The organism is Candidatus Neomarinimicrobiota bacterium, from assembly GCA_041862535.1.
Lineage (GTDB): Bacteria > Fidelibacterota > Marinisomatia > SCGC-AAA003-L08 > TS1B11.
Window position 1 is genome coordinate 1 of sequence record JBGVTM010000201.1, and the last position, 15,854, is coordinate 15,854.

Here is a 15,854-nt window from a genome sequence, read left to right on the forward strand (position 1 = left end):
AGGCGGCAGCGATCGCGCTGTGGTGTGGGGAACTGGGCAATGAGCTGGTCGGGAATATCCAGGTCGAAGTCCGATAGTCGTGGTGCGCTTTCATTAGTAGGGCGATCCATCCCGCAGACGAGGGCTACCAAAGGCGTTGCTGAGGTTGTTTTGCGTTGCCAGGTGACTTCAGTTTGAGGTAGGAATACACGCGCTCCAGAGCGACGCGTCCGCGGGGGGTTCGCTGCAGGAAGCCTTCCTTGATGAGGTACGGTTCATATACCTCTTCGATGGTTCGGGGGGACTCATGCAGCGCTACCGCCAGCGTCTCGATGCCCACCGGCCCGCCGTTATAGTTGTTCACCAGCGTGGTGAGGATACGCCGGTCCATCTCATCCAGGCCGATCTCGTCGATACCGAGTCGTTTCAACGCGTTTTTAGCCATCTTGACCGAGAGATGCCCGGTACCATCCACTTCTGCAAAGTCCCGTGCTCGGCGAAGGATGCGGTTTGCCACGCGCGGAGTGCCACGTGAACGGCGGGCGATTTCTTCCGCCGCTTCCGGGTCCACGCCAATTTCGAGCAGCTCCGCAGACCGGACGATCACCTCCTTGATCTCATCCGGGGAATAGAAATCGAGTCGCAGGACGACACCGAACCGGTCACGTAGCGGGGAGGTGAGATTTCCCAGGCGGGTGGTTGCGCCGATAAGGGTAAAGGGAGCCAGGGCCAATTGGACAGAGCGGGAGGCGGGGCCTTTGTCCAGCATGATATCGATGCGATAGTCCTCCATGGCCGCGTATAAATACTCTTCCACGGCATTGTTGATACGGTGTATTTCGTCTATGAAGAACACGTCCCGCTGGGCCAGGTTGGTGAGAATGCCGGCCAGATCGGCGGGCCGCTCCAGCACCGGCCCGGAGGAGGCCTTGATATTGACACCCAGTTCCCGGGCGATGATATAGGCCAGGGTGGTCTTCCCAAGACCGGGAGGACCGAACAGGAGTACGTGATCGAGGTTCTCACTGCGTCGCAGGGCGGATTCGATATAAACCCGCAGGTTTGCCACCGTCTCCTCCTGGCCGATGAACTCTGTGAGTCTGGACGGACGCAGAGATTTTTCGGCGATAATATCTTCTTCGGTGGGCCGCGGAGCAGTGAGTTTGGATTCGATCATTTCAAAACACGCTGGATATCATCTTCAGGGACGGATGAAGGCCACATTGTGATATGCCAAAATTAGTACGCGTTATAGCCGACATTCAGGCCACATTCTCCCTGCTGCTACCATTGAGTGGAGCCGTTAACGGTCACGGAATACAATAGCCGTTTCCATACCACGGAAAAAAGTTACTTCGGTGCCCATAGTAAACAAAGCGGGAAGTCAGGTGCGAGCTCACCCCTGAGATCGGAGGTGATTCACTGACCGGCTGGTGCAAGTGACTATAGCCTACCTCCATGAGCGGCAATTAATTTTGCTACTGCCGATATTTTGTACATTTTTATTGAGGAGTGCGCCATGCGGCAAGATCTGATTACCCGCGGCCGTTTTATCAAGACTGCCGCCGGCCTGCTAGCGGGACTGCCTTTTGCTTCCCACCTGCGGGCTGGATTTTCAACTATCTCACGGGTCAGTAAGCAAAGGTATCCGGTGCGGGTCATTGCTTCGGCCAACGGCCTCGAAGCTATCAAGCGAGCTTACCAGCTGATAACTAACGGAAGCGACACTCTCGAGGCGGTCATAGCCGGGATCAATCTGGTGGAGGATGATCCGGAGGATGTGTCGGTGGGTTATGGTGGCCTGCCTAATGAGGATGGAGTGGTGGAGTTGGATGCGGCGGTGATGCACGGTCCCAGCCACCGGGCCGGCGCGGTAGCTGCCCTCAGGAACATCAAGAATCCTTCCAGAGTGGCCAAGCTGGTCATGGAGACCACCGATCATGTGCTGCTGGTCGGGGAGGGGGCCCTGCGGTTTGCCCGCGCCCACGGATTCAAGGAACAGGACCTATTGACCGAGAAGGCCCGTAAGATCTGGCTGAAATGGAAGCAATCCCTTTCTCCTGATGATGATTGGCTGGCGCCTCCTGATGAAGACCCGCAGACCGGCTCGGTGGGCTTTCTGGCCCGACCTATGGGAACCATTCACTGTGCGGCGATGAACTCGCGGGGGGACATCTCGTGCGCTACCACCACCAGTGGCCTGGCCTTCAAGATTCCCGGCCGGGTGGGCGACTCGCCCATTGTGGGGGCGGGCCTGTACGTTGACAATGAGGTGGGTTCCTGTGGCAGCACCGGCCGGGGCGAAGCCAACCTCCAGAACCTGTGCAGCTTTGCAGCGGTGGAGTTGATGCGCGGTGGCATGTCACCCAAAGACGCCGGACTGGAGGTGTTGCGCCGGGTGGTGAGCCATACCCGCGAGGCCCGTCTGCGGGATGAAAAGGGGCGGCCCAACTTCGGACTTAAGTTCTACCTCCTCGGCAAAGGGGGCTCCTATTCCGGTGTAACCATGTGGGGGCCGTCCAAGTTTGCCGTGGCTGATGCCAAAGGTGCCCGACTGGAGGAGTGCGCCTTTCTCTATGCAAGGGATAATTGATCGGCCGCCGGGGGCGAGGTAACTTCCGCCCCGGCTAGCGGCGTGAAGGAGTAACTGTGGCGAATCAGTCCCGAAGGTCCCGGAGGGACTCCTCGGCGGGAGATCCCGTGGGAAAGCCAACCTACGATTTTCTATACAAGAATTATGCCTGGCCGGAGCCGGGCACCGAGCGCGTGTGTCCCTTTTCGGGCATCCCCCTGCAATTGAACGAGCAGCGGCCTGGTTATAATGGTAAACCCTGGACCTGTCCCGAGTGCGTCTGGTTTTTCAGCGAGGAGGAGCTGAGGGCCCCGGCTGCCTTCAAGGGCAAAGACTGCCCGTACACGCTCCAGCTTAAAGAAGAAACATCCATCGGCGAATAGCCGTCAGCGGCCAGCCTTCAGCAATCAGCCGGTAGGAACATAGCGCGGGCTCGCCGTGTCGGCCGTCACCCTTCGACGGAGCTCAGGGTGACACCTGGCCTTTACTTCAACAGCACCAGCTTGATACCGTGGATTTTCAAAGGGCGTTAACGCCCTGCGGGTTTCCTTCTGTTCCTTTGCCCCCCAGCCGTAAACGGCCGGGTTAATCTGCAAATCATTCGTTCCCTCGCTCACCTGGCCATTTATGGTGCCTCTACTTCATGAGGATCATCTTGATGCTTCTGGAATATAGCGCCGTTACCAAGCGGACGATGTAGACTCCGCTGGGGGCCGGCTGGCCATTGGCTAGCAGGCCATCCCAGACTACGTGGTGGTATCCGGTGGGCCAAGGCCCATCCAGTAACACAGCCGTCTCCCGACCCTGGAGGTCGTAGACCACTAGCTGCACCGATGTTGCGCGGGGCAGGGCGAAGCGGAGGGTGGTGGCGTGATTGAAGGGGTTGGGGTAGTTCTGGTGCAGGGTGAAGGCGGTGGGTAGGCTTGGGGATTCCTCCGTTCCTAGCACCGTCACTGACACTGCCTGGGAATAGCCGCTCTCATTGCCGTTGATATCCATGGCCGAAACCCAATAGTCGTAGCTCTGGCCCCTTTCAACAGTGGTATCTGCAAGAGCGGGATCATAGGTCTCAGCCATGATTTCCGCATTAGTATTGGCGGCGGCCTGCCGATATACCCTGAAGAAGTCGAAGTCGTAGTCCACCGGGCCATTCCAGACCAGGGAAACGGTGGGACCCTCAATCACCGACGCTACCAACCCCGTGGGGGCCGCCGGGATCAGGTTATCAATAGAGTAACCCGAGTCCATCGGTGAGGTGTAGTATACGGCAGGATCGGTGGTGTGGGCGGTGACCTGGAACCGGCTCCAGACGAGGCCGTAGGCGCTGGAATCGCCGAAGGTGGCGGCCAGGTAAGTGTAGCTTTCGGCCTGGCGGGCAGTCACCGTGCCCAAGTCCACCCATTCACCGTGGGGGTTCTGGAGCTGGATGCTGTATTGTGTGAGGCCTCCCAAAGGGTCATGATAGCTTGCAGACCAATTAAGATAAACATGACGCCCCTGGTCCTGTGGGACGTCCACGATGCAGGCGATAACGGGATAGTAAGGAGGATTAACTGTGACATAATTTTCTTTTGTGATTATTAGCGTATCAACACCATCTGACACCGTTAAACTCACGGTATACAGACCTATTTCAGTATAAGTCCATACGGGATTCTGTTCCTGGGAATCCATGGTTCCGTCATTATTGAAGTCCCATGCCCAAGATGTAATATGACCCATTGGATAAGAAAGATCCGCAAATTGTACGGTGAGAGGCACCCTTCCTTCGGTTGTGTTAGCACTAAAATCAACAACAAGCTGTTCGTATTCATCGGCACTTGTCTTAATCAGCCATACATCATTAAGACCTGCTCCATAGGAATAGGTAATGCCAGTAATTACATATCCATTGTCTTTCGTTTGCTGCACGGAGAGGCCTAAATCTTGGTCATTCCCCCCAAACGTCTTTTCCCACTGCACGTCGCCATTTATGTCGGTTTTGATTAAATATACATCGGTATATCCATAGGGATTGTCATAAAAACCAGTAATTATATAATTACCGTACTTAGTTTCCTTAACAGATCGGCCTCCATCATATCGATTATCTCCGAAGGTCTTTGTCCAAAGAGTATCACCATTACTATCTGTCTTAATTAGCCACACATCAGAATACCCTGCCCCATAGGATCTAGTCTCTCCAGTAATGATGTAACCTCCATCCATTGTTTGCTGGACCGAATGACCTTCATCCTCATCACTTCCACCAAATGTCTTTGTCCAGAGAGTGTCGCCGTTGATGTCAGTCTTGATCAACCAAACGTCTGAATATCCTTCTCCATAAGACCACGTCCACCCAGTAACGATAAAACCACCATCAACAGTTTGTTGAACAAACCTTCCAAAATCAGCACTACTTCCTCCAAAGGTTCTTGTCCATAAGGTGTCGCCATTGGTGTCGGTTTTTATCAACCACACATCACCATCACCTGCACCATAGGAACGAGTATACCCAGTAATAATGTAACCGCTGTCAGTCGTTTGCTGGACAGAAAAGGTAGCATCACCACCTGTCCCACCAAAAGTCTTTATCCATAGCGTATCTCCATTACTATCTGTCTTGATTAACCAAACGTCAGACTCATCTGCAATTATGGGATCATAATAATAGCCTGCGATGATATAACCATAATCAGGCGTTTGTTGGACAGACATACCTCTATCATCACCATGTCCACCAAACCTGCTTGTCCACAGAGTTTCACCATTGCTGTCGGTCTTTATTAGCCAACCTCCGACACCATAGGAGCGGGTATAACCGGTGATGATATAACCTCCATCAATCGTTTGTTGGACACAGTATCCTCCATCCTCATCACTTCCCCCAAAGGTTCTCGTCCATAAGGTGTCGGGTCCTTCGCCCTGGCTCAGGGCAGACTGGGCGCGTAGTGAGTTGGCAATACCGGTGAATAATAGGATTACAGTCAACAGATAATTCAGTTTCATAGGGCGCCTCCGTCTGTTATGGTTGAAGCAGGTTTGCGGACTGGCACTAGGCGAAAAACGCAATTTTGTCATCGAGAAAAACCTACTATGAAAAGGTATTGATTGCCGGTGAGTCAGGCAAGGGATTAGGGACCTGCCCTGAGTGTTCGCCTGAGATCACATCGAAGGGGATGAAAATCGCTGGGGCGACTCACCGAGTCGCCCCTACATACTGATGATTGCTAACTGCTGACTGCTCTTACAGGTACGGCCGCAGGTGGGTGCTGCGGGACTTGTGCTGCAGGCGGCGGATGGCCTTTTCCTTGATCTGCCGCACCCGCTCGCGAGTGAGACTGAACTCCTCGCCGATTTCGTTGAGCGTCAGAGCATAGTCCTGGTCGATTCCGAAGTACATCTTGATGACGTCGCGCTCGCGATCCTTGAGCGTGGACAAGGCCGACCGAATCTCTTCCTTGAGGGAGTCGTGGATCAAGATAGTATCCGGCTCCGGTGACTCGGGGTCGGCGATGACATCCATCAGGGAATTGGAGTCGGTGTCGGAGAAGGGCATATCCAGAGACTGGTGCCGCCGGCTGATCTGGATGGTGTGGGCCACTTCGTGGGGTTCCTTATCCACGTGCTTGGCGATCTCCTCGACCAGGGCCGGACGCTCGTACTGGTGCTCCAGCTCCTCAGCCGCTTTCACGATCTTGGTGATATCCCCCTGGCGGTTGAGCGGGACGCGCACCATGCGGGAGTGCTCGGACAGGGACTGGAGAATGGACTGGCGCACCCACCACACGGCGTAGGAGATGAACTTGAAGCCCCGGGTCTCGTCGAAGCGCTCGGCGGCCTTGATGAGACCGAGATTGCCCTCACTGATCAGGTCTTCCAGCGGACGACCCTGACCCTGGAACTTCTTGGCGACGCTCACCACGAAACGCAGATTGGATACAATCAGCTCGTGCTGAGCCCGCTTGTCACCTTTCTTGATGCGCTGGGTGAGTTCGATCTCCTTGGCCGGCTTCAGCGGTTCATATTTGCTGATTTCCGCCAGGTAGTTACCTAAAGCGCGGTTGGAATCACTTCCCATAGATGTCTTTAAAACTCTCCTTACTTTTACCTAACGAGCGTTGATTTATTTTGCCTGCTTTATTCAACAGGGCAAAACCTGAACTTCATTAAGGGACGAATTGTTCCCATCGTCGTGAATAAGCGGAAACCATCCTTCACTTTCAGCGCTTCCTCAGCTGCACAAAAACGCTTTATTTGCCTGAAAATCAGAGTTCAAGTCTACAGATAAATTCATAATTTGTAAAGAGTCGTTCCCTAACGTTCGTAGTTCTTTCCCCTGGCTTCCTGGCTACTGTAGGTTTAGCCAGATATGTTTATCGGCAGCCAGAGGCAGTTTTTGAAGGGGACGGTGATTTTGGTCGTAAGGCACATAATGTGGTGTTAAACAGGTCAGGTTGGCCTGTATGGGCCGGTCCCTTAGCGGTAAATTTTCACCTCAAACTATCATGCGACGGGTGTAGTCATGACCAATCCCATCATGAGTTTTGTATTGCGCAGTGAGCGGGGGGAAAGTGTGCATCTCACCGCCGCCGTGCTGATTGATCCCTCCGGTGCGGCGGTATTGTCCGCCGGGCTGGTGGACATTCCCTTTTTTATTCGATCCACCGCAAAGCCCTACCAGGCCATTGCCCTGTTGGCCACGGGTGCTCTTGAGCAGTTTCGGTTGACAGAGGAGGACCTGGCCATTGCCTGTGCCTCCCACAGTGGAGAGCCGGGTCACGTGGAGGCGGTGCGCGCCTTCATGGCCCGGGCCGGCGTGTCGGAGGCAGCCCTTCTGTGTGGTCCCCACTTTCCTTATAATCGGCAGGCGGAGGAGGAACTGCTGCGTCGGGGAGAACGTCCCACCGCGCTGCACAATAACTGCTCCGGCAAGCATGCCGCTTTTCTGGCCGCGGCACGGGCTATGGGCGCTCCACTGGACGGTTACCTGAGCCCGGACCATCCGGTGCAGCAGCTGATTCTGGAACACCTCCAGCGGCTCTCAGGGATCGAGGACATCCCGGTGGGGGTAGATGGCTGCTCGGCCCCGACTTTTTTCCTGACCCTGACGCTGCTAGCCCGCCTGGCTCAGCGCCTGGCAGCCGGCGACGATCCGCTGCTGGTACCTCAATTTAAGGCCATGGTCAGCAATCCCTTCCTGGTGGGAGGTACGGGAAGGTTTGATACTGATTTCACCACCGTGATGAATGGCCGGGCCGTGGCCAAGGAGGGGGCTGAGGGCCTGCAGACGGTGGCCATTCGAGGCCGCAAGGGCCGCGGCTGGGGCCTGGCGCTGAAAGTGCTGGACGGCAGCGCCCGCCCCATGGGCCAGGTAGCCCTGGAAATCCTGAAGGCCTTCAAGCTGGTCGGATCGGCAGAATTGGAGCAGCTGGCCGCGCACTACCGGCCTGCTTACACCAACCGCGCCGGACTGAAAGTGGGTACTCTGCTAACCCAACTGGAGCCGGGGCCGTAACAGGGCCAGTATCAGGTACCTTATCGTTCAGTGCCTTGCCTCTCTGATAACGTTTTTATTGTTAAGTAAACTGTTATTCCCTTGTCTTTTTCAATAAATGGCATGTAATAGGCGTAGAAGCGAGTGGATGAGATCACTCGAAGGGAGCAGGTGTTGCCGCGCTGAGGACCGATGATCTGCCGCCCCTTTGCCGAGCGGAGATCAGGTTAAAGTGAAGTCGTGATACAGGCGCTTGCCTTCAGGAGCCAGCTCTTTTTTGACATTCCGACCTGACAGTGAACAGGCCCACATTTTCAGGGTGACGCGGGTGCGGAAGATGCCGCGGTAAAGGCGCTCCATGGCATCTCCTCGTTGGACAGCTGCCATGAGAAAATGGTAGCGGCTGCCTTTCATCCGGTGATAGAACCATCGGACCAGTCTTGTCAGGTCGGGTTCGTACCCCGGACCGCAGGCGATATCGCGGAGCCACAGATAACGTAGAATACCTCCCGTGATAGGCAGCGCCGGCAAAGGGGTGAAGCGATTCAGTAACCGCGTTAAGGAGGCCACCAGTGCCAGGTAGGGACTGTAGGCCTCTACAATCGGTTTTTTGAAGGTGCCCTGGTCCCAGGTATGGGCCACGGCTACAGCTTTCCCATTTCTGTGGGCCAGGACGTAATCTTCTATCCGCATCCCTTCTTCTGTCAGTGCCATCACTCGCTGGAGCCTTTCAGGGGTGACCTCGATACGGAACTGATGGCGTTGATAATAACTATTCAATAGTTCGCAGATGGTTGTTAGATCGTCCCGGGTTGCCGGCCGCAGCTCCAGTCCCTTAAGGCTGTTTTGCACCGGCAGACCGGGATAAAGCTGGAGCATATCAAAAGTCGCGAGGTAGACGAAGTGGGGGAATCCCGCCCGCCCGGGAGTGAGATTTTCCACCGCCGAGTTGCCTACCAGGGTGGTTCCGATAGTCAGATCCACGCCATCAGCGCTGGCCTGCTGGTGTGCCTGGCGGAACAGGTGATAGATCAGGGGTGACTTGCGATAGTCGGGGTGCACGCGCACGTCGGCCAGCCAGCCCACTGGCTCCGGCCGTTCATTGACCAGTACCGGTTGCCAGCTCCAGCTGACGCTCCCGACTAACCGATCCCCGACCTCGGCCACCCACATGTAGCTGCGGGTGAAAAAGCGTAGTATCCGGGTATAATCGCCTTCGCGATAGATAAACAGGGTGGTATCGCCCGCCATGGGGCAGGCGCGTTCCAGCTCATCCAGGCGAGAAAAATCGGCGGGGGTTGCTGGCCGGATGTGAGGGGGCATGTTGAAAACTACGAGGGTAGCTTCCAATCAGAAAAGGTTTTTATGATAGATTTACACCTTAAGAAACGATCCGACTATCACGAAGGCATTGTTTCTGGCATATCGGACATGTAAGTTCGCCACGTTTCAGGTAAGCTATTGCAGTTAAATGATAAGCGCCTGAGACGAAAGTCGTCATATCCGTAGGCGGGCTGTGGTCCCGACTGTCCGGCTCAGGAGTTCGGGCTGTGGCGATCGGTTAATACTCATACCAGCGGCACTATTGCTGGCCGCCTAGCTTTCACCATCACCCTACGGATAACTGACTGACACGAATGCCCCGGGCTTGCTTTATGTATCCAATCGGGGGTCGTCTAAGGGCAGGACTACGGGTTTTGGTCCCGTCAATCGAGGTTCGAATCCTCGCCCCCGAACGCGATTCAATGGAATTAATGCACATATCGTCATGAAGCTATTCGCCGGTCGATCCAATCCGAAGCTGGCCCAAGAGATTGCTGATGAGCTGGGTATGCCCCTGGGAGCACTAACCATCAGGAATTTCAGAGATGGTGAGATCTGGGTAAAATTTGAGGAAAACATCCGCAACGAGGATGTTTTCATCATCCAATCTACCAATCCGCCGGCTGATAATATCATTGAGCTGATGTTATTGCTGGACGCCGCCCGCCGGGCTTCCGCCTACAGTGTCACAGCCGTGGTTCCCTACTATGGCTATGCGCGGCAGGACCGGAAGGACAAACCGCGGGTACCCATTTCTGCCCGGTTGTTTCTGGATACTTTCGAGGCGGTGGGGGCGAGTCGCATCATAACCATGGACCTGCATTCGCCCCAGATCCAGGGCTTCGTGAATATTCCCTTTGATCATCTCTATTCCCGGTTGGTCCTGCTCGAGCGTCTGAAGCGGGAGGGTTTGACCAATGAGACCGGGGTGGTGCTCAGTCCTGATATGGGCAGTGCCCGCATGGGCCAGGCATACGCCCGCTACCTGGATGTCGGCTTTGCACTGATCGACAAGCGTCGTCCGTCTCCCAACCGTGCTGAAGTAGTACACCTGGTAGGGCATTTGACAGACCGCCATGTGCTGGTCATTGATGATATGGTAGATACTGGCGGCACCCTTATCAGTGCAGCGGAAGCCGCTGTCGAGAACGGTGCCCTATCGGTGACGGCCATCGCCACCCACGCATTGTTCTCGGGTCCCGCTTCTGCGGATCTGCAACGGTCGCCCATCGACCATATTATCGTTACCAATACCATCGACTTTCAGACCAAGGGTTTAGAAGACAAGTTGGAGGTCATTTCGGTGGCCAAAATTTTTGCTGCCTCCATTCGGCGTATCACTGCCGGTCAATCCCTGAGTTCCCTGTTTGAATTGGAGAGTTAAGTCATGGCGACAAAAGAGTACAAGATTGAAGTTTTCAAGCGAGAAGAAAGCGGTAAGAGTGGTTTACGAAAACTCCGGGCGGAAGGAGTCATACCCGGCGTTTATTATGCTCACGATCAACAGGATGCTATTCCCTTTAAGGTAACCCTTAAGGAGCTGCGCCAGGCTTTGCAGAGTGACGCCCTGGTTTACCATGTGATTGTGGGTGGCAAGCGACGGAACGTACTAATCAAGGCAATCCAGTACCACCCCGTAACCGAAGAGATCATGCATGTGGATTTCCAGGGCGTCCGGATGGATGAGCAGGTGGAGGTACGGATACCCATCCACACGATTGGCCGGCCTATAGGTGTGAAAGATGAAGGGGGGCAGATCCATCAGGCCCTCATGGAGCTCGAGATCCGCTGCCAGGCGAGTGATATCCCGGCGTACATCGAAGTCGATATTTCTGACCTGCATATTGGACATGCTATCCATGCTGTTGACCTGGATATCGGGGAGGTTGAGTTAGTGACCAGTCCCGATACCATGGTGGTTTCAGTTTCCAAGGCTCGCGGTGCTGTAGAATTACCAGTTGTGGAGGAAGTTGAAGAGGAAGAATTTATATTTGAAGAAGGGGCGAAAGGGGAAGCTGCAGCGGAAGCGAGGGCCGAGCGATCCTCTAAAGAATAAGGCGGCGGTTTGCGACTGGTCATTGGTCTAGGGAACCCCGGTTCCCTGTATGCTAAGACCCGGCACAATTTCGGATACTGGGTGGTGGATGCCTTGGCAAGTTCTCGGCGGCTTCAATTTGGCCCGGGGAAGGGTGATTACCTGGTGGTCGTCCAAGAGTCCGCTGATCTGGCTCTGATAAAACCCACGCGTTTCGTGAATGAGAGTGGTCTGTCGGTACAGGAGGCGCTGGCGTTCTTTCGAGCTGCCCCGGAGGATATGTTAGTGATTTTCGATGATATTGACCTGCCGCTGGGCAGCATACGCTTCAGGCCGCGGGGCGGAGCAGGGGGGCATAAGGGTATGAGCTCCATCATTTATCAGGTGGGTTCGGAAGATTTCCCCCGTCTGCGGCTAGGCATTGCCACTAACGCGCTGATGCGCCCCAGTGAAAAGTATGTTCTGGAACCGTTCCGGCCTCAGGACGGTCCCCTGGTAACAGGGGTTCTAGAGCAGGCGGTTGGGGGGGTTAACTATTACCTTGAGCAGGGTATCGAGCGTGCGATGACCCAATATAACACGCGTATGATGGAAACACAGACAGAAAGAGAGACGCATTTAAGTTGAACCAGTTATTGGGGCTTATTCTCACAGCTGGCTTCCTGGCCCTGGTATTCGCTTTCTGGAAGACGCGCTGGATTGCGCGGCAGGATCCCGGTTCGGAGAGGATGGTGGAAATCGGTAGGGCCATCCGTGAAGGAGCGATGGCCTTTATCAAGGCCGAGTATCGTGTTCTGGCGGTTTTCGTAGTAGCGGTAGCACTGTTACTTTATTTTTTTAACCAGGGGCGTGGTTCCGGCCTGGGTTTGGTGGCGATATCATTTATAGTAGGGGCGTTGTGCTCCGGCCTGGCTGGTTTTATTGGATTGCGTGTCGCTACCAGAGCTAACCATCGCACCACCCATGCCGCCTCCAAGAGTCTCAATGCCGCCCTGGAGGTAGCTTTCGCTGGCGGCTCGGTCATGGGCCTGAGTGTTGTAGGACTGGGCGTGGTGGGATTGGTGGTGCTGTTTTATATCTATGAACCCATGTTCGCTGGACTGCCCCAGACCATGGAGGTCCTCTCCGGGTTTGCCATGGGAGCCTCTTCCATTGCCTTGTTTGCCAGGGTTAGTGGCGGTATCTATACCAAGGCCGCTGACGTCGGTGCTGATCTAGTGGGCAAAGTAGAGGCTGGTATTCCGGAGGATGATCCGCGCAACCCGGCCACCATCGCTGACAATGTAGGCGACAATGTGGGGGACGTGACCGGCATGGGGGCCGATCTGTTTGAGTCCTACGTGGGATCAATTATCGGCGCGATGGTGTTGGGATCATTGGCTGTCACCTCCGGTGGCAGTGCTACCTCCCGTCTGGTGGTGCTGCCCCTCTATTTAGCTGGTGCTGGTATTCTAGCGTCCATCATCGGCACTTTTTTCGTGCGGGTCCGCGAAGGGGGCAGTCCCCAGAATGCCCTGAATCTGGGGACCTTTACGGCAGGTCTGATCACGCTGATCGCCGCCTGGTTTATCACCCGCTGGCAGCTGCCTGAGGCGGTGCAGGTGGGTGGTAAGGTCATCGCCGCTGGCTCCGTTTTTGTCGCAGCTGTAACCGGAGTAGTGGCGGGCACCCTGATCGGTCTGTTCACAGAGTACTTCACCGCCGAGAACCGGGCGCCAGCCCGGCGTATCGCGCGGCAGTCGGAAACTGGGGCAGGCACTAACATCATCGCCGGTCTTGCTAACGGTATGTTCTCAACGGTGGCGCCGATTGTGGTGATCGCCGCAGCTATTATTTTGAGCCACGTTGCCAGTGGTCTCTACGGCATCGCCATCGCCGCCCTGGGCATGCTGTCCACCACGGGCATCCAGTTGTCCGTGGATGCTTATGGTCCGATTGCAGACAATGCTGGTGGAATCGCAGAAATGTCCCATCAAGCGCCGGAGGTTCGTCAACGCACGGATCGTCTGGACGCGGTGGGCAATACCACAGCGGCGATCGGTAAGGGTTTCGCCATTGGCTCGGCGGCTCTCACCGCCCTGGCTCTTTTTGCGGCCTATACGCGGGTGGTTGGACTGGAGAGTATTGACGTGGGCCAACCGATGGTGATGGCCGGGATTCTGTTGGGTGCCATGCTGCCGTTTCTATTTTCCAGTCTGGCCATGCAGGCGGTGGGAGCAACCGCCTCTGATATGATTGAGGAGGTCCGGCGGCAGTTCCGAGAGATTCCCGGTCTGATGGAAGGCAAGCAGCGGCCTGACTATGCCGCCTGCGTGAATATCTCTGCTAGGGCGGCCTTGCGTAAGATGGTGGCCCCCGGTCTGGTCGCCATTCTCACCCCGGTGCTGGTAGGCTATTTTGCAACCCCTGGCATGCTGGCGGGTGTCCTGACCGGGATAACCTCTTCAGGTGTGCTGCTGGCCATTTTCATGGCCAATGCTGGTGGCGCGTGGGATAACGCCAAAAAGCACATTGAAGGTGGTGCCTATGGGGGCAAAGGTTCTGCAGCCCACAAGGCCGCTGTTACCGGCGATACGGTAGGGGACCCCTTCAAGGATACCGCGGGACCATCATTGAACATTTTGATCAAACTGACAGCGGTGGTATCACTGGTGATAGCACCGTTGATCAAGTAGTATTCGGGAGAGTGATCGTGAGGTATTACGAAGCAATCTATATTGCCCACCCGAACCTTGAGCAGGAGGATTTATCCAAGCTCATTGAGGAGACGAAGGGTATGCTGAAAAAGCGGGGCTGTGAACTTCTGCACGAAGAAGTACTGGGTAAGAAACGCCTGGCCTACCCGATTCAGAAGCAACGGTTCGGGACTTACGTACTGCTCCAGTTTCAGGGTGATGGCATCAGTAATGCCGGCCTGAACCAGGATCTGGAGCTCAACGACAACATATTGGCTCACATGATCGTGCGGATCGATGAGGATGAGATCCGCGAGACGCGGGTGGAAGAATCTAAGGAGGAGCTCGTGTTTGTCGAGGGCCAGGAGCTGCCGGCCGGGATGGAAGAGGGCGAGGCTGAGGAGGAGGAACCCAGTCAGCCGCGACCGGAAATCGCCCCGGCTGATTCCACCTCGAATGAGGAAACCGAATTCTCAGAAGAGAAAGACCTGGAGCCAGAAATAAAAGAGTGAAGTCGTCGATAATGGTGTATCGCCATTCATTGATCGTCTTATGTCGGTATACACATGAAGGGGGATGGGCTTATGGATCTTCGAATGCCTGATCTGAACCTAGTACTGCTGGCGGGGAACTTGACCAATGATCCCAAGTACTCCGAGACCAAGAATGGTACGCCAGTGGTCAACTTTTACATGGCCTCCAACAAGCGATTCAAGGATCGCAACGGCATTATCAAGGAGGACGTCTGTTTCGTCGGTGTGGTGGCGTGGGATAATCTAGCTGTCAGTTGCCGGGACAATCTCCAGAAGGGCAGCAGTGTGTTGGTAACAGGAGAATTGCAGAGCCGCAAATTGTTCTCGGAGGATGGTTCCGGGCGCAATGTGGTCGAAATCAAGGCGAAGAAGATTCAATTCCTGGATGCACATCGGGTCATGGTGGATTCCTTTGAAGTGGAACCGGAGGAGGCATCCACCCGGAATCCCGATCTGGACGAGGAAACTTAGACCTACAACTTAGTGACGGCCTGGTGGCTGATCTCGGCCGGGATCAGCGACCTGAGGCAAATTAGAGGAGTCTGACAGATGGCTTTTGTAAGCCGGCGGAAGGTCTGCAAATTTTGCGAGAATCAAATCCGGAAGATTGATTACAAGGATGTCCGGACCTTGCGGCGATTCATCACCGAACAGGGTAAGATCATTCCCCGCCGGATAACGGGTGTTTGTGCTCGCCACCAGCGGCAGTTGACCCGTGCTATCAAGCGGGCCAGGAATATCGCCTTGATTCACTATACGCTTGATGTCACCCAGTCCTAGGTGAGCCGGGAGAAGTGCTGATGGAAATCATTCTGATGCAGGATGTTGACAGCCTTGGAACGGCCGGACAGGTAGTGCAGGTTAGTGCCGGATATGCCCGGAATTACCTTTTCCCCAAGCGTCTGGCCCTGCTAGCTACGCCAGCTAACCTTAAGAAGGTAGCGGAGGAGACGCGGTTGGGCGAAATCCGGGTTGCCCGACAGCGAGCGGAGATGGCCAAGGTGGCCGAAAAGCTAAGGAAGGTCGCCGTTACCGCAACGGTCAAGGTTGGAGAAGACGAGAAGGTATTCGGTTCGGTCACTTCGCAGACCATTGCCGACCTCCTCGCCGGGAAGGGCTATGAGTTTGACCGAAGGGACATCAACCTGGAGGAACCACTCAGGTCCCTGGGGCAGTACGATGTGGAAGTGAAGCTAGGTCATGGGATTACCAGCACCGTGAAGGTGTGGGTAGTACGGGAGTAGTACCCACGGCTCGGTCT

Annotated in this window: 15 protein-coding genes and 1 tRNA gene; 12 read left to right on the forward strand and 4 right to left on the reverse strand. The window is 55.3% G+C overall.

What is annotated here, in order from left to right:
- Positions 1–124 precede the first annotated feature (124 nt).
- Complete coding sequence (ruvB, locus tag ACETWG_07125) at positions 125–1,156, reverse strand: Holliday junction branch migration DNA helicase RuvB (GenBank protein ID MFB0516359.1); 1,032 nt, start codon at positions 1,154–1,156, stop codon at positions 125–127.
- Positions 1,157–1,498: 342 nt separating this feature from the next.
- Here ruvB and ACETWG_07130 point away from each other — a divergent pair, with 342 nt between their 5' ends.
- Positions 1,499–2,572 carry a N(4)-(beta-N-acetylglucosaminyl)-L-asparaginase gene (locus tag ACETWG_07130; GenBank protein MFB0516360.1) on the forward strand — a complete coding sequence of 358 codons (1,074 nt, stop codon included), beginning with the start codon at positions 1,499–1,501 and terminating at the stop codon, positions 2,570–2,572.
- A gap of 107 nt (positions 2,573–2,679) precedes the next feature.
- Entirely contained in the window at positions 2,680–2,934 is a 255-nt protein-coding gene (locus tag ACETWG_07135) for a hypothetical protein (protein MFB0516361.1), read from the forward strand.
- Positions 2,935–3,187: 253 nt separating this feature from the next.
- On the opposite strand, the gene ACETWG_07140 is transcribed toward ACETWG_07135, so the two are convergent.
- On the reverse strand, positions 3,188–5,539 hold the full coding sequence (locus ACETWG_07140; GenBank protein MFB0516362.1) for a PKD domain-containing protein: 2,352 nt from the start codon (positions 5,537–5,539) through the stop codon (positions 3,188–3,190).
- A gap of 238 nt (positions 5,540–5,777) precedes the next feature.
- Positions 5,778–6,611, reverse strand: coding sequence for an RNA polymerase sigma factor RpoD/SigA (locus tag ACETWG_07145; protein ID MFB0516363.1), 834 nt, complete (start codon positions 6,609–6,611; stop codon positions 5,778–5,780).
- Positions 6,612–7,055: 444 nt separating this feature from the next.
- On the opposite strand from ACETWG_07145, the gene ACETWG_07150 reads away from it, so the two are divergent.
- Positions 7,056–8,048, forward strand: a complete 993-nt coding sequence (locus ACETWG_07150) for an asparaginase (protein ID MFB0516364.1) — start codon at positions 7,056–7,058, stop codon at positions 8,046–8,048.
- Between the two features lie 201 nt (positions 8,049–8,249).
- Here ACETWG_07150 and ACETWG_07155 read toward each other — a convergent pair whose 3' ends face one another.
- Positions 8,250–9,350 (reverse strand): GNAT family N-acetyltransferase, encoded by a 1,101-nt coding sequence (locus ACETWG_07155; protein ID MFB0516365.1) that lies wholly within the window; start codon positions 9,348–9,350, stop codon positions 8,250–8,252.
- Between the two features lie 342 nt (positions 9,351–9,692).
- Here ACETWG_07155 and ACETWG_07160 point away from each other — a divergent pair.
- The 9 genes from ACETWG_07160 to rplI all read left to right on the forward strand — a co-directional run bounded on the left by ACETWG_07160 (position 9,693) and on the right by rplI (position 15,837).
- Positions 9,693–9,763, forward strand: a tRNA-Gln gene (locus ACETWG_07160).
- A gap of 32 nt (positions 9,764–9,795) precedes the next feature.
- A complete protein-coding gene (locus ACETWG_07165) occupies positions 9,796–10,734 on the forward strand; it encodes a ribose-phosphate diphosphokinase (GenBank protein ID MFB0516366.1) in 939 nt (312 codons plus the stop codon).
- Between the two features lie 3 nt (positions 10,735–10,737).
- On the forward strand, positions 10,738–11,406 hold the full coding sequence (locus tag ACETWG_07170) for a 50S ribosomal protein L25 (protein MFB0516367.1): 669 nt from the start codon (positions 10,738–10,740) through the stop codon (positions 11,404–11,406).
- Between the two features lie 9 nt (positions 11,407–11,415).
- Positions 11,416–12,012: an aminoacyl-tRNA hydrolase gene (gene pth / locus ACETWG_07175; GenBank protein MFB0516368.1), complete on the forward strand. Its 597-nt coding sequence runs from the start codon at positions 11,416–11,418 to the stop codon at positions 12,010–12,012.
- A complete protein-coding gene (locus ACETWG_07180; GenBank protein MFB0516369.1) occupies positions 12,009–14,060 on the forward strand; it encodes a sodium-translocating pyrophosphatase in 2,052 nt (683 codons plus the stop codon). Before pth ends, ACETWG_07180 begins: the two co-directional genes overlap by 4 nt.
- A 17-nt stretch (positions 14,061–14,077) precedes the next feature.
- A complete protein-coding gene (gene rpsF, locus ACETWG_07185) occupies positions 14,078–14,572 on the forward strand; it encodes a 30S ribosomal protein S6 (protein MFB0516370.1) in 495 nt (164 codons plus the stop codon).
- 84 nt (positions 14,573–14,656) lie between these two features.
- The gene (locus ACETWG_07190; protein MFB0516371.1) at positions 14,657–15,064 is read left to right on the forward strand and encodes a single-stranded DNA-binding protein; all 408 of its coding nucleotides are present in this window, start codon (positions 14,657–14,659) and stop codon (positions 15,062–15,064) included.
- 78 nt (positions 15,065–15,142) lie between these two features.
- Complete coding sequence (rpsR, locus tag ACETWG_07195) at positions 15,143–15,373, forward strand: 30S ribosomal protein S18 (protein ID MFB0516372.1); 231 nt, start codon at positions 15,143–15,145, stop codon at positions 15,371–15,373.
- A gap of 20 nt (positions 15,374–15,393) precedes the next feature.
- A complete protein-coding gene (rplI, locus tag ACETWG_07200; protein ID MFB0516373.1) occupies positions 15,394–15,837 on the forward strand; it encodes a 50S ribosomal protein L9 in 444 nt (147 codons plus the stop codon).
- Positions 15,838–15,854: the final 17 nt, after the last annotated feature.